The sequence below is a fragment of the Mycobacterium aquaticum genome (genome assembly GCF_002086485.1).
GTDB classification, from domain to species: Bacteria; Actinomycetota; Actinomycetes; order Mycobacteriales; family Mycobacteriaceae; genus Mycobacterium; species Mycobacterium aquaticum.
Window position 1 is genome coordinate 68,485 of record NZ_MVHF01000032.1, and the last position, 21,039, is coordinate 89,523.

A 21,039-nucleotide genomic window follows, 5' to 3' on the forward strand; every position below is an offset into this window, starting at 1 on the left:
CGCCCGCGTGAGCGTTGGCGAGCTACTAGGGTGAGGCGCAGCGCCATTAGCCGGCCCGCCCTCCTGCCAATCGGCCCGCAACCGTCTGTCCCGCAGAGGAGCTCCCATGACCGCACCCGATATCCCCGCAGCCGAATCTGCCGTCGGCGGCTCAGCGCGCCGCGGTTTCGGCGTCGACGTGGGTGGCAGCGGCGTCAAGGGTGGCATCGTCGATCTCGACACCGGCCAGTTGATCGGCGAGCGGTTCAAGCTCGACACCCCGCAACCGTCGACGCCGGAAGCGGTCGCCAAGACCGTCGCCGCGGTGGTGCGGGAGTTCGGCTGGACCGGCAGTCTCGGGGTCACCTACCCGGGCGTGGTGACGAGCGGCGTCGTTCGCACCGCGGCCAATGTCGACAAGGGGTGGATCGGGGTCAACGCCGCAGAGGTCATCAGCGCCGAGCTGGGCGGCCAGCACGTCACTGTGCTCAACGACGCCGACGCCGCCGGCCTGGCCGAGGAACAGTTCGGTGCCGGCAAGGACAACTCCGGCGTGATCGTGCTGCTGACCTTCGGCACCGGTATCGGCTCTGCGGTGATCCACAACGGTGTGCTGTTGCCCAACACCGAGTTTGGCCACCTTGAGGTCGGCGGCAAGGAAGCCGAGCACCGGGCCGCCTCGTCGGTCAAGGAGCGCAAGGACTGGAGCTACGAACGCTGGACCGAAGAGGTCACCAAGGTGCTGACCGTCATCGAGAACGCGATCTGGCCGGATCTGTTCATCGCAGGCGGCGGTATCAGCCGCAAGGCCGACAAGTGGATTCCGCTGCTGAAGAATCGCACGCCGGTGGTTGCTGCGACGCTGCAGAACAGCGCGGGCATCGTCGGCGCCGCGATGGCCGCCGTCGCGGATGTCACAGCTACCGGTCGGTAGCTTCGCGTTTCACAGCCGGATACCGCAGGTTCACCACCGTGACGCGCGATCCGCTCCGCTGCCCGCCGGCTCAAAATTTGCCGCTCGGCACGGCGCACGCACACACTGTCGTTACAATGGTCTTCGGCGGCCGCCTACCGAATAGCGGCGAATATCCCAGCCGATACCAACGCCAACATTCGACAGCCGACGCTTTCGGTGGTGTATGCCCATGCCCACCGGATTACGAAAGACCGAAAGGGTGTACGTGGCAGCGACAAAAGCAAGCCCGGCAACCGACGAGCCGGTGAAGCGCACCGCTACCAAAACCCCCGCCAAGAAGGCCCCGGCCAAGCGGGCGGCGAAAGCAACAGCGGCCAAGGCCCCCGCCAAGAAGGCCCCGGCCAAGCGGGCGGCGAAGGGTGTTGCGACCAAGCCCGAGGACGTCAATGACGATCTCGAGGCCACCGACGATCTCGAAGCCGAGCCCGGCGACGATCTCGACGTCGATGACACCGATCTGGAACTCGACGACGACCTCGACACCGACGACGACACCGTCGAGGACGATTCCGACGAGGACGACGAAGACGAGGAAGAGGCCGAAGAGGCCACCGCGGAGGGGGCCGTTGCCAGCCCTGCTGCGCCGGCCGCCAAGCCCGCTGCCGAGGACGAGGTTGAAGAACCATCGGAGAAGGACAAGGCCTCCGGGGACTTCGTCTGGGACGAAGAGGAGTCCGAGGCCCTGCGGCAGGCCCGCAAGGACGCCGAGCTGACGGCATCGGCCGACTCGGTCCGCGCCTACCTCAAGCAGATCGGCAAGGTGGCACTGCTCAACGCCGAAGAGGAAGTCGAGCTGGCCAAGCGCATCGAGGCCGGGTTGTTCGCGACCCAGAAGATGGCCGAGTTCGCCGAGAAGGGCGAGAAGCTCACCACCCAGGTGCGTCGCGACTACCAGTGGATCTGCCGCGACGGCGACCGCGCGAAAAACCATCTCCTGGAAGCGAACCTGCGTCTGGTGGTGTCGCTGGCCAAGCGCTACACCGGCCGCGGCATGGCGTTCCTGGATCTGATCCAGGAGGGCAACCTCGGTCTGATCCGCGCCGTCGAGAAGTTCGACTACACCAAGGGCTACAAGTTCTCCACCTACGCGACGTGGTGGATCCGCCAGGCCATCACCCGCGCCATGGCCGACCAGGCCCGCACCATCCGTATCCCGGTGCACATGGTCGAGGTCATCAACAAGCTGGGCCGTATCCAGCGTGAGCTTCTGCAGGACCTGGGCCGTGAGCCCACGCCCGAAGAGCTGGCCAAGGAAATGGACATCACGCCGGAGAAGGTGCTGGAGATCCAGCAGTACGCACGTGAGCCGATCTCGCTGGACCAGACCATCGGTGACGAAGGTGATTCGCAGCTGGGCGATTTCATCGAGGACTCCGAGGCCGTCGTCGCTGTCGACGCGGTGTCGTTCACGCTGCTGCAGGATCAGTTGCAGTCGGTGCTGGAGACGCTGTCCGAGCGCGAGGCCGGCGTTGTCCGGCTGCGGTTCGGCCTCACCGACGGCCAGCCGCGCACGCTCGACGAGATCGGCCAGGTCTACGGGGTCACCCGTGAGCGCATCCGCCAGATCGAGTCCAAGACCATGAGCAAGCTGCGTCACCCCAGCCGATCCCAGGTGCTGCGCGACTACCTGGATTAGCAACGTCTACACAACGGCGGATCGGATTTTTCCGGTCCGCCGTTGTCGTTTTCCCGGCCTGCTCCCTCAATCACCTTGCCGCTCCCCGGCCTTCGCCCAACCATCAACCTAGGTTGACAATCCAAATTGATAAACCTAGGTTGGCCATATGGCGGAGCAGCCGACCACCGAACACGTCGCCGCCGCGCTCTTCGGCGACATCGCGCTGATCACCCGCCGGGTCCGGCAATTGCAGGCGCCCGGTGATCTGACCCTGCCCGAACGGGCCGCACTCGAGCGCCTCGATCGGGGCGGCCCGACGTCGGCGGCCGATCTGGCGCGGATCGAACAGATCAGCCCCCAGGCGATGGGCGTCACGCTCGGCACCCTGCAGTCCCGCGGTTTCGTGCAGCGCACGCGCGATCCGCACGACGCGCGTCGGCACATCATGTCGATCACCGCAGCGGGGTCCGAAATCCTGCAGCACAAGCGCGATGCCCGGGTCCGCCATTTCGCCCAGATCCTCGCCGAGCACTTCTCCGCCGACGAACTGCAGACCCTGGCAGCGGCGCTGCCGCTGCTCGAACGGCTGGGTCAACACATCTGAGGCCACGCCGGCGCGGGCCTCGGTCGACACCAAACCAGAAAGGACACGATCCACATGGAGTTGGGAATTCACTACATCGACTTCCTGCCGGGCGCACCGGAGAAGCTCGGGCCGACGCTGGCCCAGACCGCCGTCGCCGCCGAGCAGGCCGGCGCCACCATGTTCACCCTGGCCGACCACTTCTTCCAGATGGAGCGAATCGGCGATGCGCACGACCCGTTCCTCGAGGGCTACACCTCATTGGGTTTCCTTGCCGCCCATACCAAGACGATCACGCTGAGCATGCTCGTCACGGGCGTCACCTACCGCTATCCCGGCATTCTCGCCAAGACCATCACGACGCTCGACATCCTCTCCCAGGGCCGTACGACGCTGTCGATCGGCGCGGCCTGGTACGACCGGGAGCACCATGCGCTGGGCGTGCCCTACCCGCCGCTGCGGGAGCGGTTCGAAATGGTGGAGGAAACCCTGCAGATCTGCGCACAGATGTGGAGCGACAACGACGGCCCATTACCGCGGCAAGCACTACACCCTGGAGGAGACGATCTGCGAGCCGCAGCCGATCCGGCGCCCACCGGTACTCATCGGCGGCGACGGCGAGAAGAAGACACTGCGCCTGGTCGCGCAGTACGCCGACATCTGGAACAGCACGAGCGGCGAAACACTCAAGCACAAAACCGAAGTGTTGCAGCGGCATTGCGACGACGTCGGACGTGACTACCGCGAGATACGCAAGACCCTGGGCCTCGGGCCGGACACCGACCCGTTCGCCGACCACGTCGAATTCATGCGCGCCATGGAGTCCTACGCCGGGCTGGGCATCGAGATGGTCAACATCCCGGTGTTCCCGGGCAACCCCGACCCGGTCGGATTTGTCCGCAGGCTCGGCGACGAGATCGTGCCCGAACTGGCGTCATTGGACTGACCGAGCTGCCCTTCCGGTAGCCCGCTGAGCTGCGCGTTGAGCGTTTGTTGAGGAACGCGTCTGCACTGTTGAGCCGCCGTTGATGCCCGTCCGGATACTCATTGGCAACAGTCCGCCCGCCCAAAGGGGAAAGCCATGCAGCGCCGAGTGTCCACCTACGTATACGCCGACGACCCGATCCTGCAGGCCGGCGTGATCAGTCAATTACGGATGCGCCCGGAGATCGACGTCGTCGAATCCGGTGACCTCGCCGGTGTCGACGTCGGCATCGCGGTGGCCGACACGCTCGACGACGAGACCGTCCGCATCCTGCGCTCGCTGAAGAAGGCCGGTGTCGCACACACCATCCTGGTGATGAGCGCCATCGACGACAACACCGTGGTGACCGTCGCCGAGGTCGGGGTGAGCGGGCTGCTCCGCCGCGGCGAGGCCACGCCTGACCTCCTGGTGCGCACCATCCAGAAGGTGGCAGCGGGCGAAGGGGTCATCCCGTCGGATCTGCTCGGTCACCTCCTCGGCCAGGTGGGCCGCCTGCAGCGGCAGGTGCTGTCACCGCGTGGCCTGACCTTCACCGGGCTGTCCGACCGCGAGGTTCAGGTGTTGCGGTTGATCGCCGACGGCCACGACACCAACGAGATCGCCCGCCAGTTGTGCTACAGCCAGCGCACTGTGAAGAACGTCCTGCACGACGTCACCACCCGCCTGCAGCTGCGCAACCGCTCGCATGCCGTCGCCTACGCGGTCCGCGAAGGGCTCATCTGAACCGTGGCCGAGGAGCGCACCGATGACTGGTGACCCGAACGCCCCGAACACCCGCAAGCAGCTGACCGCCGCCCGATCGGGCAGAATCCCCTGCCTCCACAACGGGACTCACGCTCGTACACCACAACCGAATCACACGGAACGATGGGCCAGTGATACCAGAAGTCGACCATGCGCTACGCACCCTCATCGAGCGTGAGGCGGTCGACCCTGCCGAGGTCGAGGTCGAATTCGACGCGCCCACCAAGGACTGGGCCAGTCGGCGCAACGCTCCGACCATCGGGGTCTACCTCTACGACATCAGGGAGGACCTGCGTCGGCGCGAGCGCGGCCTGCTCAACCAATACGACGGCAACCGGGTGACTGCGCGGCACCTCCCGCCACGGCACTTCAAATTGTCCTATCTGGTGGCTGCCTGGACCCAGCGTCCCGAGGACGAGCACCGGCTGCTGTCCGCACTGCTCAGCTGCTTCCTGCGCCACGAGGCTCTGCCGGCCGATGTTCTCACCGGTTCCCTTGCCGCACTGGCGCTTCCGGTCCCTGTATCGGTGGCGCTACCGCCTCCGGAAGACCGGTCGTTTGCCGATGTGTGGACCGCGTTGGGCGGTGAGTTGAAGCCGTCGCTGGACGTCGTCGTCACTGCCCCGACCGACACGGGGCGCAGTTTCGCCGCCGGGCCCCCGGTCGCGCGGCCGCCGGTGTTGCATGTCGAGGCCGTCGACGATTCGGTGCCGCGCGAGACCGTGCGGCGCCGGGCCATCGGCGAGCCCGCGTTCGGCCAGGAAGCCCGCGACGGCATGCGAATCCGCAAGCGCCAACGCAAGCAGTAGGAGCCGGGGCGATGGACAGCACGCGATACCTGCTCGGCCGCGCCATGCTGGTCGAGGAGCGGATCAGTGCGCTGGTCGCCCACCGCCGCAGCCATGATCCGACACCCGATGACCCGTTCCGGGGGCTCTACCTCAGTGACGACGTCGTCGACGCACTGCTGGCGCACACCCCGTCGCCGCCGGAAGTGTCGCAGCCAGCGCGGGACGCGCTCGAAGAGCACGCCGACGCCGCCGAACGCGCAGGCACCGAATTGCGGCTGCGCCGCCTGGCCCGCTCGGCCGGGTTGGGTTCGCAGGAGGTCGAGTTCCTCATCATCTGTCAGCTGCCCGATCTCGACAGCCGATACGAACGCCTCTACGGCTATCTCAACGACGACGTGACGCGCCGGCGCGCGACCGTCGGGCTGGCGCTGGAGCTTTCGGGCCTGTCCCCCATGAACGCCGCTGCCCGCGCGATGCTAGCGCCGGGGTCGGTGCTGATCGATCAGGCGCTGGTGGTCGTCGACGATGCCGACCGGCCGTTTCTCACCCGCGCGATGCGGGTTCCAGACCGGGTGACTGCGTACCTGCTCGGTGACGACACCCCAGACGCCGCGCTGACGGACCTCCTGCTCGAACCAGATGAGCATCACTGCCCGCAATCCCGAGATATGGCAAGGGCTTTCGCCGCCGGACAGAAGTTGTGTTACCTGCGGGAATCGGTCAACGACTCCGGCGTGGCGATCGCCGCTGCGGCGCTGCGGTCGGCCGGTCACACCGTGATCTACTGTGACGCAGGCCGATTGGCTCGGTGCGCAGACGTGGAGAGCACCGTCGTCGTATTGGGGCGCGAGGCGCTGCTGACCGGTGCCAGCCTCGTGGTGTCTCCGGTGAACGCCCTCGGCGCCGCGACCACCGACATCGTGTTCCGGTTGGCGCGCATGCCGGTACCGGTGGTGTTGACCGGCACCGGCGCCTGGAACCCCGACTGGTCGGACCAGGTGCCGCTGATCGCCGAAGCCGCCCGGCTCAGTGTCGGAGAGCGCGCCGAGTTGTGGCGACGCGAACTCGGTTCGCTGGTCGACGGTATCGATGTCGATGACATCGCCGCCCAGTACGTGTTCGGGCCGCGCCAGATCACCGCCGCGATCACCGCGGGACAGGCGCTGGCCCGAGCCCGCGACGGCGCAGCGACGGGCGCAGATCTGCGCCGCGGTGCCCGGTCCCAGAACGCCGCAGGCCTCGAGCACCTGGCTCGGCGGGTCGAACCGGCGGTGGGCTGGGACGACTTGGTGCTGCCCGCCAAGACACTGAAGCAGTTGCAGGACTTGACCATTCGGGCTCGCAAACGTGAAGTGGTGTTGTCGGAGTGGCGGATGAGGCCCGGCGGCGGCCGCGGCACCGGCGTCACCGCGTTGTTCGCAGGCGACTCTGGCACCGGCAAGACCATGGCAGCCGAGGTCATCGCCGGCGATCTCGGCCTGGACCTCTACACCGTCAACCTCGCGACGGTGGTCGACAAGTACATCGGCGAAACCGAGAAGAACCTGGAGCGGATCTTCACCGAGGCGTCACGGGTGAGCGCCGTGCTGTTGTTCGACGAGGCCGACGCGATCTTCGGCAAGCGCAGCGAGGTTCGCGACGCACACGACCGGTACGCGAACATCGAAAGCGCCTATCTGCTACAGCGGATGGAGACGTTCGACGGCCTGGCGGTGCTGGCCACCAATCTCCGCGCCAATCTCGACGACGCGTTCACGCGGCGTCTCGACATGGTCGTCGACTTTCCGCTACCGGACGAGTCAGCCCGGCTGGCCCTGTGGCGACGCTGCCTGGCACCGCCGGTCCCCATCTGTGACGATCTGGAATTGTCCGGCTATGCGCAGTCATTTCCGTTGTCCGGCGGCAACATTCGATCGGCTGCCATCACGGCGGCATACCTGGCTGCCGATACCGGCACCGTCGTCTCCGCCGGACACGTCGGCGCCGCCATCCAACAGGAGTACCGCAAGTTGGGCCGGCTGTTGCCCACCCCCGAATCCGATGAGCGTCAGGAGATTCGACGATGAGTGAACATTGCTGCGAACAATGCGGCGCCGAGAACGCGCCGAACGCCCAGTTCTGCACCAAGTGCGACTTCTATCTGGGCTGGAACACCGGTGACGGATCGCTGGGCGGCGCCCCGCTCACCGCGGCGGTGCCGGTGGTACGTGAAACCCACACTCAGCGTTTCGCCGCGCCCACAGCCGATCGTTCTCGGCGTCCCGAGCCGCCGCGCATCGCCCGCCCCGGCCCGGCCTCTGGCCCTGCCACCGCGCCGACGGTGACCATCGAACACCCCGAGGTCGAGCTCGATCCGACCACTGGTGGATCCGTGGACATCCGGATCCGCAACAAGTCGGCGATCGTCGACGGCTATACCGTGGTCGCGGCCGGGGCCCCGAAATGGCTGGACCTGCAACACCCCCAGATCAGGCTGCTGACCGACGAAGAGGAGACCACCACCGTCACCCTCACGATCCGGCCCGGATTCGACGTCTACGTGCAGCGGTTCCGGCTGCTCGTGCAGGTGTGTTCGATCGAAGATCCGGCCAAACGGACCGACGCCGAGTTGATCGTGACAGTGCCCCGGGTCGGCGGGCCCATCACGATGACCTCCGAACCACAGGTGGTGCGGCTTCGCGACCAGACGAGGGGCCGGTTCCGGGTTCGGTTGGACAACACCGGAAGCAACTATCCGCAACGGTATTCCCTGTCCGGCGCCGACCCCGAGAACGTCGTCCGGTTCGCCATCCGGCCGCAGGTGGTGGAGGTGCCGCCCCGCGGCGTGATCGCCGCCGACGTGCAGTTCGACACCCCGCCGATCGATTACGGCCAGCAAGCGCCGCGCACCCTCAAGATCACCGCAGCCAGTGACCAGGTACGGGTGGAGGCTCTGGTCAACGTGGTGCAGGAACGTTCCCAGGCGCCTGCGGACAGCCCGGTGCGGCTGCGACTGGAACGGACCGTCACCCGGCTGCAGGACGCCACTTCCGCGGAGATCGCCGTCATCATCGACAACCGCCGCGGCAGCCGCGACCGCCGGCTGGTGTTCTCCGGACGCGATCCCGAGGGAGTGGTGCGGTTCGCCTTCTCGCAGCCGCAGATCTATGTCCGCGCCGGCGAACAGGCCCGGATACAGGCCAGCATTCAGGCTCCTCTGCCGCATCCCGGCCAGCAGGTCGAACGTCCGATCATGGTGGTGTGCAACGACGGCACCGACGAGAGCGAGGCGACAGGTTCACTCGTGCAGGCCGCGAGCACCTCGCCGATGACGACGGCACAATTGCGGCTGGAGCCCGAACATGTGTCGGTACGCAACCGGCGGCGCGGCCGGTTCCGCGTCACCGTGGACAACACGCGCGGGGCTCTGCCGCTGAGCGCCTGGCTGTCGGGCACCGACCCCGAGGGCGCGGTACGGTTCGCCTTCAACCCGCAACGAGTCGACGTCGCACCCGGCCAGAATGGCTTTGCAATGCTTCAGGTCTGGGCCAATCTGCCCGGTGCGGGGAAAGAGATCGCCAGAGAACTCACCGTACGGGCCGATGACGGCACGGGGTCGGTGGAGGACCACGGCCGGTTCACCCAGTCCATGTCAGAGATCCTGCCGCTGATCCGCTTGGCGGCCACTCTGCTGGGCGGGTTGTTGATGGTGCTCGGCGCTGTCCGGCCCTGGTTCCTCGGCGGTCCCACGTTCTACGCCAGCTACCTGACCGAACTTGTTGCGCTGCACAAGAACGGAAGCCTGGACAGGATGTTCGCCGCCATCGAGTCGGGTGCATCGCCGGACCACCTCACCTGGATGCAGGCCAGTCAACCCGTCGTACGTGCCGTCATACTGGTGCTCGCCGGGGTGATGCTGCTCGGAATCCTCAGTTCCCGTGGCCGCTACACGATCATCGCCGGCATCCTCGCGGTGCTGGCAGTTGTGGTCTACATCGTGTTCACCGACAGCAAGATCGATGCCAACGCATCTCCCGGATACGGAGCGATACTGGTGGTAGCGGGGGCCATCATCGGGATCATCGGTGGCTTCTGCATCAAGCGGGGCAACTCCACCTGACCGGCGTCAGCTGGAAACGATCTGCTGTACACCGGATTTCATGGCATCGCCCAGATCGCTCCACGGGATGGTGATGTCGACGATCCCTGAGCTGCTCGGGGCCACGGTGCCCTGATCGAAGAACACATGCAGGCCCGCGGTCTCGGCGGTCCAGTGGTCGAATGTCTGCTCGGTCGCCTGCAGCTTGGTTCCGTCGAAATTGGCGCCCGCGGTACTGGACGGACCGAGCTTCTTGGACTCTTGCACCAGGAGCTTGAGACCCGAATTGAGGTCGTTGAACAGCGATGACAATGTGATGACGCTGCCGCTCTGGGCGTCCACCACAACCGTGCCGACCAACGGTCGAGATGTGGCCTTGGTGGTGTCGACCGCCGCGGTGCGCAACAACCCACTCAGCACGCGCTGACCGATCCGCACCCCGCTACCGGGCCGGTCTTCCAGCCGGCCGCCAGTCAGTGAATCAGCTTGGCTCTGCAGGACTTTGTGCATCTCGTCGTTGAACACACCGGCCACGGCCGAATCGCCGCCGTCGACCTGCGGGAGCGAAACGTTGGCGTAGGTCGTGCCGAGGAACGTGTTGACCTTGTCGGTCTTGGCGGTGAACGGTGTGGTAGCCGCGCTGGAAGTCGTCGTTGTGGTGGTCGTCGTGCTCGCCGTGGTGGAGGACCCGTTGTCGGTACCGTCGGGTCCGCCACCGCCGCCCGGTGTGCCTTGGGTGCCGGCGGATGCGTCGGCCGTGCTCATCGCCGTGGTGGCAGCGGCGCTCGCCGTGGTGGTCGCCGAAGGAAGTTGGGTCAGTGACGTGGTCTTGCTGGCTGGATCCCACCACACCGAGCGCACCGCGTAGACGGCCACGACAATGAGCACGATGGCGCCCACAGCCGCCACCAAGATCCTTCCACCGCTGAACATTACGGGTCACCCTCCGTCAGAACTGGATACTCGTCACGCGCCATTCGTTGTTCGTCTTGGTGGCGGTAACCCACGCGGTGTGCCTGATCTGGTCGATGAGCCGATTGTCCGACGTTGCGACGGTCTGCGCGACCACGACCACCCGGTGCATGAGAGTGTCGGAGTTCGGCGGGGTTTCGTCGCCGAGAAAGTACACCTTCGCCGTGATCGCGGCACCGTCGGCAGCCCATTGTTTCCACTGCGAACCGGGGCCGGGCGTCGACTGCCCGCCCTGGCCGGCAAGGTCGCCGGACATGTACACGGCAGCGCGCTGATAGGCCACGTCCGGGGACGCGTCCTTGGTCGGGTCCCAGGTGAACATCGTGGTGAGCGCGTTGGAGATGACGGTGTCCGGGTTACTGAGGTCGGCCTCCGCAGCGGTGCTGATCGGTGCCACATCTGACCGACACCCCGTGACCGGGGCCATGACTACGATGACCAGGCAAACCACCAGGGAGACAACGGTTCTCATGACAGTCGCCGCGCCTTGGACTCAGGATAGAAATCGGCCACCACGACACCGCGAGCGGGATCCGCGTGGATCATCTGGCCATTGCCTATGGCGATACCGACATGCGACGGTCGGCCGTGCTGATCCCACCCGCTGAAGACCAGGTCGCCCGGCTGGACCTGCGTCAGCGGTATCTCGTTTCCGACGCTCCACTGCTCATCGGCGGTGCGGGGCAGTACCTGCTTCCCGCCGGAGCCGTGCGCCACCGCGTAGTAGGTCAGCCCGCTGCTGTCGAATCCATCGTTGGTGGGCCCGTCGACACTGCCGCCGCCCCACACCCACTTCTTGCCCTTGAACTGAGTGGCCGCATCGACCGTGGTGGTCGGGCCGCCCGAGATCGACACCGTCTGCGCCGGCAATCCCCCGAGACCCGGGGTGCCTTCGAATGCCTTGGCGCGCTGCATGATCTTGGCCACATACGGCTGGGTCTGCGTGGTGTAGTCGCCCCCGGAGGGCATGCCCCCGGCCCGCTGCACCGCGCCGAACCCGGCGTTGTACGAGGCCAGTGCCAACGCGACCGGATCACCCGCGATGGATCCGTTGGCGATTCCCGCGGCGCATTCCCGGTAGTTCTCACACATCAGCGCGCCCTGCGACATCACGGCGTCGGGAATGCTGTTCACGTCGGGCGGAGGGCCGCTGTTGTCGTAGTCCTTGCCCCACGTCTGCCACGTCGCAGGCATGAACTGCGCGGGACCCTGGGCCCCCGTCGAAGAGACGGGGGCGCTCGGGCCGTAGCGGAATCCGTTCTCCGCCTCCAGTTGCGCGGCGAGGATCGGCGCTTTGATGCCTTCGCACATCGCGCCGGCCTTGACGATCCAGGGCACGAATACCGGTGGCACCAATCCCGGTTTGAGTACGACACCGGTCTGGCAGTTGGCAGCAGCCGAGGCTTGTTGACCGGTGGACGGATTCGTCGGCGGTGGAGGGCTGTTCAGGATGAACGACGGGTCGATGGCGTGCCCATGGGTGAGCCGGCCGCCCTCCCAGTACTCGAAATGCAGATGTGGACCGGTGGATTGCCCGTTGTTGCCGATGTTGGCGATGTGCTCACCTTCCCGCACCGACTGACCCTGACGTACCAGGACTCCGTCGGGGAACATGTGCCCGTATACGGTTGACACCAGGCCGGTGCGGGTTTGCGAGTCGATCACGATCCATTGTCCGAAGCCGCTGGCCGGGCCCGCTGCGGAGACGGTGCCGTCCATCGCCGCAAAGATGTTGGTTCCGACACTGCCGGCCAGGTCGATCCCCTGGTGCATACTGTTGCCACGGGGACCGAAACCTGATGTCTCGGTGTAGGTTCCGTCGGCCACCGGCTTGCCGCTGGCCGCGCACGCATCAGCCGCCCACGCCGGGTTCGCCGGGGTCACCAGTACCGCGACGACGCTCACGCACAGCGCGACCAGAACCGCGCGCCTCGGGATCGTGAACAGGCCCGTCATGGTCAATCTTTCGTCGTGTCAACGAGTTCAGCGCAAGCGAGTGCCCGCACTGTGCAGTGTCGCGCCACGATCAGCAGTTCGTCACGACCCGAGCCTGCGGTGTGCCCGTTCGGTCCCTCAGAACTGCCCCACCGGCGCAGGACCATCGCACCGATGGCCGTCGCGGTGTCCACCTGCAGCACGAACAATGAAGGGGCCGTACGCATACCCGGCTCGAGGAGTTGGCATGGGAGAGCGACGCGTCGTCGGCGCCCTCGTCGCGCTGTTGGCTGCGATCATGTTCGTGGTCGGCGGCTGCGGGGGCAACGGAGCCAAACCGATCGGATCTGATTCCGACGAGCCGGCACCGCCCGAGGCGCAAGACGCGATCGTCAAGGGCCTGCAGACGATGTTCACTTGGTATCCAGCCCGCGACGCCTCACCGCGCGACGCCTACGTGCGGGCACTGCCCTATCTCGGCCAGAAGTTGCAGGACGGCAAAGACAACACGATCGACCGCGGTAACAGTGTCTGGTGGCAGGAGTGGAAGGCCAAGCGCGCCGAGGTCAGTGCCACCGCACTGCTGGTGGCGGGCGAACATCCGGCCGATCAACCCGACACGGTGGAACGCGCCGTCCTGCTGACGCAGACCGTCAAAACGCCAGACGGCCAGGTGCTCGAGACGGATCCGATGCTCATCGAAAGCGTTGTCGCCAAAAAGAACCCTCAGGGCTGGCGCGTCGAGACCATCAATTTCTTCAAGACGAACCAGTTCCGCACGCCTGACTGCCCGCAGGGCCAGTCTCATCAGCCTGCGCCGAACGGACCGTGCGCGCCCAATCCCCCGCCGCCCATCCAGTGCCCTGACGGCACCGCGGTGCCGCCCGATCAGACCTGCCCGACACCGGTCACGGGGCCAGGCACGACGACCACGAAGACGACCCACCAGTGCCCCGATGGCAGCACGATTCCGGCCGACCAGGCCTGCCCGACCAACCCTGGCACGACATCGCAGCCACCCAAGGAATGCCCGGATGGCACAACGGTTCCCGCTGAGCAAACGTGCCCCACACCGGTAACCAAGCAATGCCCGGGAGGCACCTCCGTGACGGGCACCCAGACTTGCCCGCCGCCCACCACGTGCGGCGATGGCAGCACGGTGTACTCGCCGACCACTTGTCCGTCACCGACCACCTGCGGCAACGGCAGCACCGTCTACGCCCCCACCACGTGCCCGTCACCGACCACGTGCGGCAACGGGAGCACGGTGTATCCACCGACCACATGCCCGTCACCGACCACCTGCAGCGACGGCAGCACCGTCTACGCCCCCACCACGTGCCCGCCGCCTCCGGTCAAGTGTGCGGACGGTTCGACAGCGCCCGCCGGCCAGACGTGCGCGCCGGTCAAATGCCCCGACGGCACCTCGGTACCCAACGGGCAGACCTGCCCGCCGGTGAATTGTCCCAACGGCACCTCGGTACCCAACGGTCAGACGTGTCCGCCGGTGGTTATCGAGCAACCGGCAAACGCACCGGCATACACGTGTTCGACCGGTGGCGCATTCGGGCCATTCTGCTCGTGCCCGCAACCCTGGATTTACTCCGGTAACCCCGATGGCTCGAATGGCAAATGTGTGCCTGCGGGGTCGGGGCCGGTCGTCCATTTCGCACCGACCGTCGGGGGCTGGCGTCAAATTGTCGTCCCACCTGGCCGCGACGTCCGTATGAGACCGATCATTCAGTCCGATACCGGGCCAGATCCATGCCTGACGGGTGTGCCGACGATGTGCCTTATTCGACCGATGCGGTAGTCAGTCCTGACAGTCGAGATCGATCGGGCGGTTGAAGGGATCGATTGCGGCCGAATGGGAATCGGCCGCTGAGTGTCGCGTCGCCTCTTCGTTGTCATGGATCGACTGGAGATGTTCCTGAAGTGCGCTCATCCCGCACCCGGTGAAATCGACGCGGTGCGTGGTGGTTCCGTCGTAAGTGTGGAAGCGCCGAGCGTGCTCGCGCTCATGCGGGGCCAGCACGTCGCGGAGAAATGCCCGGACCCTGCGCTGTTGGCATTCGGTCAGGCCGTCGGGAACGTCGGGCATCGTGATCGTCACGTTGGCGTGATACGCCACGCTGAACGTTCCGACGGCGTGCACACATGGATCGTCGTCGAGGCATTCGGTGCATCCGGTGGCGCGTTTGACCGACTTCGGCGCCCATTTCGAGATGCCGCCGTCATATTCGGCGGTGGTATCTCCGTGTAGCGACACATTGGGCCCGCCACCGTGCACGCTCGGGCTCGGCCGGTGCGGTTCTGTGAGCAGTCGGCACACTGCCGCGTTGCCGGCCGCGCGCTGCAGGTCGGTCACGAGCCCGGCCCGGGTACACGCAGGCGCCCGGATGAGGAGCGTCGGCGACGGCGCCATCCGCCACGGTTGGATGTCGCGCTTGCTGGACACCGCGCGGGTCGCCCGTTGCCGGCCCACCGCGGCTACCCGTCGATTGCGCCTCATCGGTCCAGTGGACGCTCCCCGCGGCGCCGTGTCCAGATGCCGACGTGGCCCGCGTGCGAAAAAGTTCCGGGTGTGGTCTGGCGCACAGGCCTCGCGATGGCATACCATTTTGCAATACAGAATCATATTTTGCAATGCAGAACGGATGCCGGATGCGCAACAACTCTTCGTCACTACGACGGGCCCTGAGCCTGCTCGATCTGGTGGCGGCCACCGCGGGCCGCGACCAGGGGGCCAGCCTCACTGAGCTGGCCACCGGCATCGAGTCGACGAAGAGCACCGTGCTGCGACTGCTGGCGCCGCTGGTGGAGACCCAACTGGTCCGCCAGGATGCCGACGGCACCTACCGGATCGGCATGGGCGTCCTCAGCCTGGCCGGCGCCTATCTCGCCGATCTCGACATCCGGACCGCCGCCCAGCCCGTGCTGCGCGAATTGGCCGACGCCACCGGTCACGCCGCTCATCTCCTCGTCTACAGCGAGGGTCGGGTGACCTACGTCGACAAGGTCACCGGCAAGTCCCCGATTCAGATGGCTTCGCGCATCGGCGACACCGGCACGGCCTACTCAACGGCCAGTGGAAAAGCAATGCTGGCGTATCTCGACGAGGACGAGGTGCGGCACGTCATCGAACTCGGTATGCCTGCCAAGACCCCGTCGACCATCACCGACGGCCAGCAGCTGCGCGACCATCTTGCCGTCGTCCGCAAACAGGGCTACGCCTACGACGATCTGGAGAACGAGGACGGAATCCGTTGCGTCGCAGCCCCGGTGTTCAACCACACCGGGGGTGTCGCAGCAGCCGTCAGCGTATCGGGACCCGCCGAGGCGGTCTGGAACAACCGCGACGCCTACACCGCCCTCGTCGTCGACGGTGCACGACGCATATCCGCCCAACTCGGGTACCGGGGAGGTGACCGGAGCTCCTGACCACCTCCCTCCCCCGCCAATCCACCCCGCACAGAAAGACATCCATGAAGCTCACACGTTCACTGCGCAAGGTCGTCGCGTTATGCGCTGCCGCGGCAGTCATTCCCGCGGCAGCAGCCTGCACCCCGATGCCGGCAGGCGGTGGCGCGGCAGCCGCCGACTCGACGCTCAAACATGTGCTGGCTGCAGGCACCTTGAAGGTGGCGTCGTGCCTGTCGTTCACGCCGTTCGGCTTCACCAACTCCGACGGCAAGCCAGACGGCTACGACGTCGACATCGCCAACGAACTGGCCAAGGACATGGGCGTCAAGCTTGAGGTCGTCGACACCACCTCGTCGAACCGCATCCCCAATCTGCAGACCAACAAGGTCGACGTCGTGTTCTGCAACTTCACGCGGACGCTGGACCGGGCCAAGGAGATCTCTTTCACCAACCCCTATGTTGTGGCCACCGAGGGTCTGCTGGTGCGGACCGGAAACGGCGTCAACTCCCTGGAGGACATGAAGGGCCGCACCATCGCCGTGGTCAAGGGCAGCACCAACGCCGACGTTCTGCGGGAGCGAGGTATCGACGTCAATGTCGCCGAGTTCGACAGCTCGCAGGCTGCGGTACTGGCCGTCAAGCAGGGGCAGGCCGACGCGATGGTGGAGGACTCCAACTTCCTGCAATACCAAGCCAAGCTCAATCCAGGCCTGACCGTGGTCACCAGCAAGCTGGTTCCCCTGGAATACAACGCCTTTGGCGTCAAGCAGGGCGATCAGGTGTGGGTCGACTACCTGAACCTGTTCCTGTTCGAGCTGAACACGTCGGGCAAGAACCTCGAGCTGTACCGCAAGTGGTTCGGCGCCGACCCACGCTTCCCGCTGCAACCGGCATTCTGAGATCGGCGGTCGGAGAACAATGATCGAATATCAATGGCGGACGGTTCTGGCTTTCTGGCCCGACTATCTGCACGCCGCGGTACTCGCGTTGGAGATCACCATCGCCGGGTTCATCCTGGCGTTCGTGATTGCCGCGGTGGCGGCCCTGGCCCGCAACTCCTCCTCGAAGCTGTTGCGGTTCGTTGCGACCTGCTACGTCGAGGCGATCCGAAACACGCCGGTCCTGCTGCAGATCTTCATCGTCTACTTCGCGATGCCGAGCTTCGGCATCCGGCTCTCGGCGGTGACGGCAGGCACCATCGCGCTGGGCATCAACGTGGGCGCCTATCTGACCGAGGTGTTGCGTGCCGGCATGTCATCGGTGGGCAAGGGACAGCTGGAGGCCGCGCAGATCCTCGGGTTGTCGACGCCGACGGTGCTGCTGAACATCGTTGCCCCGCAAGCACTCCGCAACGTGTACCCGGCGCTGGTGAACAACCTCATCCAGGTACTGCTCGGCACGTCACTGCTGTCGACCATCGCCGTGCCCGAGATCACCGGTGTCGCGACGGTCGTCAACGCCCGCACCCTGTTGTTCGTTCAGGTCTTCGGCATAGCGGTGGCGCTGTATCTGGTGCTGAGCTATGGACTGTCAGCGGTGGCGACGCTCATCGAACGGTTGGGCTTCAAGGCCCCCGCACCCAGTGGTGCGCGTAAACGGCGGGCGCTTCGGCTGATCGGGGCACGGCCATGAACCTCGGTCTGATCTGGCACAGTCTGCCGTTCCTGTGGTCAGGGTTCCTCATCACACTGGCCCTCGCAGCGGTGTCGATCGCGGGCTCGACGCTGCTGGGCCTGGCCGTGGCGGCGGTACGAACCTCGCGGCTGCCGGTGCTACCCATCGTCGCGCGCGGCTACGTCGAGATTTTCCGCGGCTCGCCCATCCCCATCACCCTACTGTTCGTATACTTCGGGGCTGCACTGTATCTCGGCTACAGCGTCAATCTGTTCGTGGCCGCTGCGGTGGGGCTCAGCGTGTACCACAGCGCCTTCGTGGCCGAGATCATCCGCTCCGGGATCGAGGCCGTGCCGGTCGGCCAACACGAAGCCGCCCAGATCCTGGGCCTCAAACCGGCCCAGACGTTCCGGTGGGTGGTCCTGCCGCAGACCGTCAAGATCGTGCTCCCGCCCATGGTCGGCCAGTACATTTCGCTGATCAAGGACACCTCCATCGCGTCCATCATCGGGCTGGCGGAGATGATGAAAGTCGGCCAGTCCATCGTCGACCGCACCAGCGACCCGGTGTCGATCTACCTCGCGGTCGCCGTCTTCTACTTCATCGTGTGCTACCCGCTGTCGGTGTGGGTCACCCGGACCCAACGAAAGGCCATCTAGACATGACAACCTCGACGCTGACCGACAACACGATCGGCCGCAACATCCAGTTGTCCAGTGTCACCAAGAGTTTCGGTGACCTGCAAGTGCTGCGCGACATCACGCTCGACGTCGCCGACGGCGAGGTCGTCGTCCTCATCGGCGCATCCGGCTCGGGCAAGAGCACACTGCTGCGCATCATGAGCGGTCTGGAAACGGCAACCACCGGCGAGGTCGTGGTCGGTGGAGTACCCATGCACGACCCCAAACGTGCCCCGGAGATCCGCGGGCACGTCGGCATGGTGTTCCAGCAGTTCAACCTGTTTCCCCACCTCGACGCCATCGGCAACGTCACGCTGGCGCTGCGCAAGGTGTACAAGATGTCCAAAGAGCAGGCCAACACCAAGGGCATGGAGGTGCTGGCCCGGGTCGGCATGGATGAACGCGCACACCACTATCCGAGCCAACTCTCCGGCGGCCAGCAGCAACGCGTGGCGATCGCCCGCGCGCTTGCGGTCAATCCGCGCATCATCTTCTTCGACGAGGCCACCTCGGCGCTCGACCCCGAACTGGTCGGCGAGGTCACCAACGTCATGCGCAGCCTGGCCGCCGACGGCATGACCATGGTGGTGGTGACCCACGAGATGGGCTTTGCCCGACGCACCGCCGACCGTGTGGTCTTCATGGCCGACGGGGTCATCGCCGAGCAGGGTGTACCCGAAGAGCTCTTCGGAAACCCGCAACACCCCAGGACCATCCAGTTCCTGAGTCGTATCGCCGAGGCGTAGCGGGGTTTGTTGTGGCAGGTCCGGCGGCTCTGCGTCCGCCGATACCCGCCACGTGTCCGGGGCTTTCACTATGGAGTTGTCAAGGTACGTTCGAGAGCTTGGCTACGCGGCGGTGGGCATCGAGGTCAGGGTGCGTCGTGCATGCGAGCGCAGGTGTGGCGGTTCGGGTCCGGTCCGGTCATACGGGGGGATGAACCAAGGATGGCGATCGGGACCGAGATAGACCTGCCAGCCGCTGTGGTGGATCATGGTGTGGTGACAGCGGCAGAACAGCACGCCGTTGTCGACACACGTGGATCCGCCTGTGCCCCACGGGTTTATATGGTGGGCATCGCACCAGGACACGGGTCTGCCGCAGCCCGGAAACGCGCATCCGCGGTCGCGTATCCCCAAGGCTTTGCGGATGTGCGGTGGGAACAGCCGCTCACTGCGCCCCACATCCAGCGGTGCACCGTCCTGGTCAACCAGGACGGTGCCCATCGTGCTGTCACACGAGACGAGTTCGGCGGTAACAGTGCTGATCGGCCCGGTGAACCCGAGCATGTCCACACCCTGCTCCTCACCGGCCTCCATCGCGGCGGTCGCGGGACGAATCAGGGTGACATGCGGCAATACACCACCGGAGGTGGGACGCCCGGAACCGGACAGGTAGGTGCGCACCAACTGCCCGAACGCATCGGCGCGACGTTTGTCCGTCGAGCGGGGATCAGGTGACCCGTCCGGCAGCGGGACCGGCCGGCACAACGGATCCAATGCGGCGAACAGTTCTTCCCCGGTGAGCGCATCCAGATCCAGGGTCGCCGCGACCCTCCCTTCGTCGTTCTGGTACAAGGTCATCTCGTTGAGGTCAGCGTTGTCCGCGACCGGCACCACCTCCTCACCTTGGGATGATTGGGCTGCGGTTTGCGCGATCGCGACCTCCCGGGCCTTCTTGCTCACCCCCGACGGAGTGGTCTGAATCATCAACGTGCGCACCACTTGTGCCCGCTCCCCGTCGGACAACTCCACTCGGGCGCCCACCCGAGCGACACCCTTACCGACCGCATCCACGAACTCGATCCCGAGTGCCCCGAGGCGATGCTGCCGGGTCAGCGCGGGCAGGGTGTACGCGGCGCGCCCCACCCGGGCGGCTTGATACGCCGCCGCGGGGGCCACCCCGAGCGCGGTCAGCAACTGCGCCCCCGAACGCAGACGCTTGCGCGTCGGGATCCCGGCACGCTCAGCGGCGGCGACCGCTTGGGCGATCACGTAGTCGCACACGTTGCCCAACCTGACCGCGGCGGCCAGCACAGCCAGCAGCCGCCCGTCGTCAACCACCCGGCGTGGACTGTCCAAAAGGTGAAACAACGTGCGCACAACGTCATCCTCGGGTGCAGGCGACGGGGTGAGCTCATCGATCAACGCATTGATAAAGATGTCGAAATGGGCGGCATCCATAACAGGTACCCAAGCTTTCACGACGAGTGCACACATGCAGAGCACGCGTGACGGGTCGAACAACCAAATCAGCTCCGACCGGTTCCCGAGCGTCCCAGGAACCCGCCGAGCCGGCAGTGACGTGGCGCGGGCGAAGCTCTCACGCGCCCTTTCGGGGAGAGAACTTCTCTTCGAACTTATGTTCTACAGTACACCCCCGGCTGCGATTTGTCGAACACATTTTCGAATTGATGTCGATGACGCGGTGCCGGTTCTGGTCTCGTAGTCGTCGGCGTCGTTCATGAACTGTGCGACCTCCGCAGACCCACCAGATGGGATTCGCCCGCCGCATGTCCGACCGCGTGGTCTTATGGCCGACGGGTCCCTCGACACCGAGATTGACGCCAGGGTCGTGAAATCGCCGCTTGGATTCAAGCGGTGGCTGCAACGAATGTGGATGGGTCTGAGAGTAGTCGGTCGAGTTCTTCGGCGGGGGTGC

The 21,039-nt window shown here is 65.9% G+C and carries 19 protein-coding genes and 1 pseudogene; 14 read left to right on the forward strand and 6 right to left on the reverse strand.

Going from position 1 to position 21,039, the window contains the following annotated elements:
- Positions 1–106 precede the first annotated feature (106 nt).
- The 8 genes and pseudogenes from ppgK (at position 107) to BST13_RS26050 (ending at position 9,775) form a co-directional block, all read left to right on the forward strand.
- Positions 107–913 (forward strand): polyphosphate--glucose phosphotransferase, encoded by an 807-nt coding sequence (gene ppgK / locus BST13_RS26015; RefSeq protein WP_083166996.1) that lies wholly within the window; start codon positions 107–109, stop codon positions 911–913.
- Positions 914–1,160: 247 nt separating this feature from the next.
- The gene (locus tag BST13_RS26020) at positions 1,161–2,591 is read left to right on the forward strand and encodes an RNA polymerase sigma factor (RefSeq protein WP_083167054.1); all 1,431 of its coding nucleotides are present in this window, start codon (positions 1,161–1,163) and stop codon (positions 2,589–2,591) included.
- Between the two features lie 148 nt (positions 2,592–2,739).
- Positions 2,740–3,177, forward strand: a complete 438-nt coding sequence (locus BST13_RS26025; RefSeq protein WP_083166999.1) for a MarR family winged helix-turn-helix transcriptional regulator — start codon at positions 2,740–2,742, stop codon at positions 3,175–3,177.
- Between the two features lie 54 nt (positions 3,178–3,231).
- A pseudogene (locus BST13_RS26030) lies at positions 3,232–4,102 on the forward strand (LLM class F420-dependent oxidoreductase).
- Positions 4,103–4,237: 135 nt separating this feature from the next.
- Entirely contained in the window at positions 4,238–4,864 is a 627-nt protein-coding gene (locus BST13_RS26035; protein WP_083167003.1) for a LuxR C-terminal-related transcriptional regulator, read from the forward strand.
- Between the two features lie 152 nt (positions 4,865–5,016).
- Positions 5,017–5,694: a Pvc16 family protein gene (locus BST13_RS26040; RefSeq protein WP_083167005.1), complete on the forward strand. Its 678-nt coding sequence runs from the start codon at positions 5,017–5,019 to the stop codon at positions 5,692–5,694.
- Positions 5,695–5,705: 11 nt separating this feature from the next.
- Entirely contained in the window at positions 5,706–7,742 is a 2,037-nt protein-coding gene (locus BST13_RS26045; RefSeq protein ID WP_083167008.1) for an ATP-binding protein, read from the forward strand.
- Positions 7,739–9,775, forward strand: coding sequence for a zinc ribbon domain-containing protein (locus tag BST13_RS26050; RefSeq protein WP_083167010.1), 2,037 nt, complete (start codon positions 7,739–7,741; stop codon positions 9,773–9,775). Before BST13_RS26045 ends, BST13_RS26050 begins: the two co-directional genes overlap by 4 nt.
- Positions 9,776–9,781: 6 nt before the next feature.
- Here BST13_RS26050 and BST13_RS26055 read toward each other — a convergent pair whose 3' ends face one another.
- The 4 genes from BST13_RS26055 to BST13_RS26070 all read right to left on the reverse strand — a co-directional run bounded on the left by BST13_RS26055 (position 9,782) and on the right by BST13_RS26070 (position 12,888).
- On the reverse strand, positions 9,782–10,663 hold the full coding sequence (locus BST13_RS26055) for an RsiV family protein (RefSeq protein ID WP_158087194.1): 882 nt from the start codon (positions 10,661–10,663) through the stop codon (positions 9,782–9,784).
- 40 nt (positions 10,664–10,703) lie between these two features.
- Entirely contained in the window at positions 10,704–11,123 is a 420-nt protein-coding gene (locus tag BST13_RS26060; protein WP_083167015.1) for a hypothetical protein, read from the reverse strand.
- 71 nt (positions 11,124–11,194) lie between these two features.
- Positions 11,195–12,682, reverse strand: a complete 1,488-nt coding sequence (locus BST13_RS26065) for a peptidoglycan DD-metalloendopeptidase family protein (RefSeq protein ID WP_083167018.1) — start codon at positions 12,680–12,682, stop codon at positions 11,195–11,197.
- Positions 12,683–12,684: 2 nt separating this feature from the next.
- Positions 12,685–12,888 carry a hypothetical protein gene (locus BST13_RS26070; RefSeq protein ID WP_142282836.1) on the reverse strand — a complete coding sequence of 68 codons (204 nt, stop codon included), beginning with the start codon at positions 12,886–12,888 and terminating at the stop codon, positions 12,685–12,687.
- A gap of 20 nt (positions 12,889–12,908) precedes the next feature.
- Between BST13_RS26070 and BST13_RS26075 the strand changes: the two genes are divergently transcribed.
- A complete protein-coding gene (locus BST13_RS26075; protein WP_083167023.1) occupies positions 12,909–14,474 on the forward strand; it encodes a hypothetical protein in 1,566 nt (521 codons plus the stop codon).
- Here the strand turns inward: BST13_RS26075 and BST13_RS26080 are convergent, their stop codons facing one another.
- Entirely contained in the window at positions 14,475–15,173 is a 699-nt protein-coding gene (locus tag BST13_RS26080) for a hypothetical protein (protein WP_142282837.1), read from the reverse strand. It lies immediately after the preceding gene.
- 152 nt (positions 15,174–15,325) lie between these two features.
- On the opposite strand from BST13_RS26080, the gene BST13_RS26085 reads away from it, so the two are divergent.
- From BST13_RS26085 to BST13_RS26105, 5 genes are read left to right on the forward strand one after another with little or no spacing between them, the layout of a single operon-like run.
- The gene (locus BST13_RS26085; RefSeq protein ID WP_158087195.1) at positions 15,326–16,102 is read left to right on the forward strand and encodes an IclR family transcriptional regulator; all 777 of its coding nucleotides are present in this window, start codon (positions 15,326–15,328) and stop codon (positions 16,100–16,102) included.
- Positions 16,103–16,146: 44 nt separating this feature from the next.
- The gene (locus tag BST13_RS26090) at positions 16,147–16,983 is read left to right on the forward strand and encodes an ABC transporter substrate-binding protein (RefSeq protein ID WP_083167031.1); all 837 of its coding nucleotides are present in this window, start codon (positions 16,147–16,149) and stop codon (positions 16,981–16,983) included.
- 19 nt (positions 16,984–17,002) lie between these two features.
- A complete protein-coding gene (locus BST13_RS26095) occupies positions 17,003–17,716 on the forward strand; it encodes an amino acid ABC transporter permease (RefSeq protein WP_095533711.1) in 714 nt (237 codons plus the stop codon).
- Positions 17,713–18,357 carry an amino acid ABC transporter permease gene (locus tag BST13_RS26100; protein ID WP_083167033.1) on the forward strand — a complete coding sequence of 215 codons (645 nt, stop codon included), beginning with the start codon at positions 17,713–17,715 and terminating at the stop codon, positions 18,355–18,357. Before BST13_RS26095 ends, BST13_RS26100 begins: the two co-directional genes overlap by 4 nt.
- 2 nt (positions 18,358–18,359) lie before the next feature.
- Positions 18,360–19,124, forward strand: a complete 765-nt coding sequence (locus tag BST13_RS26105) for an amino acid ABC transporter ATP-binding protein (protein WP_083167036.1) — start codon at positions 18,360–18,362, stop codon at positions 19,122–19,124.
- 102 nt (positions 19,125–19,226) lie between these two features.
- Here BST13_RS26105 and BST13_RS26110 read toward each other — a convergent pair whose 3' ends face one another.
- The gene (locus BST13_RS26110) at positions 19,227–20,561 is read right to left on the reverse strand and encodes an HNH endonuclease signature motif containing protein (RefSeq protein WP_083167038.1); all 1,335 of its coding nucleotides are present in this window, start codon (positions 20,559–20,561) and stop codon (positions 19,227–19,229) included.
- Positions 20,562–21,039 lie beyond the last annotated feature (478 nt).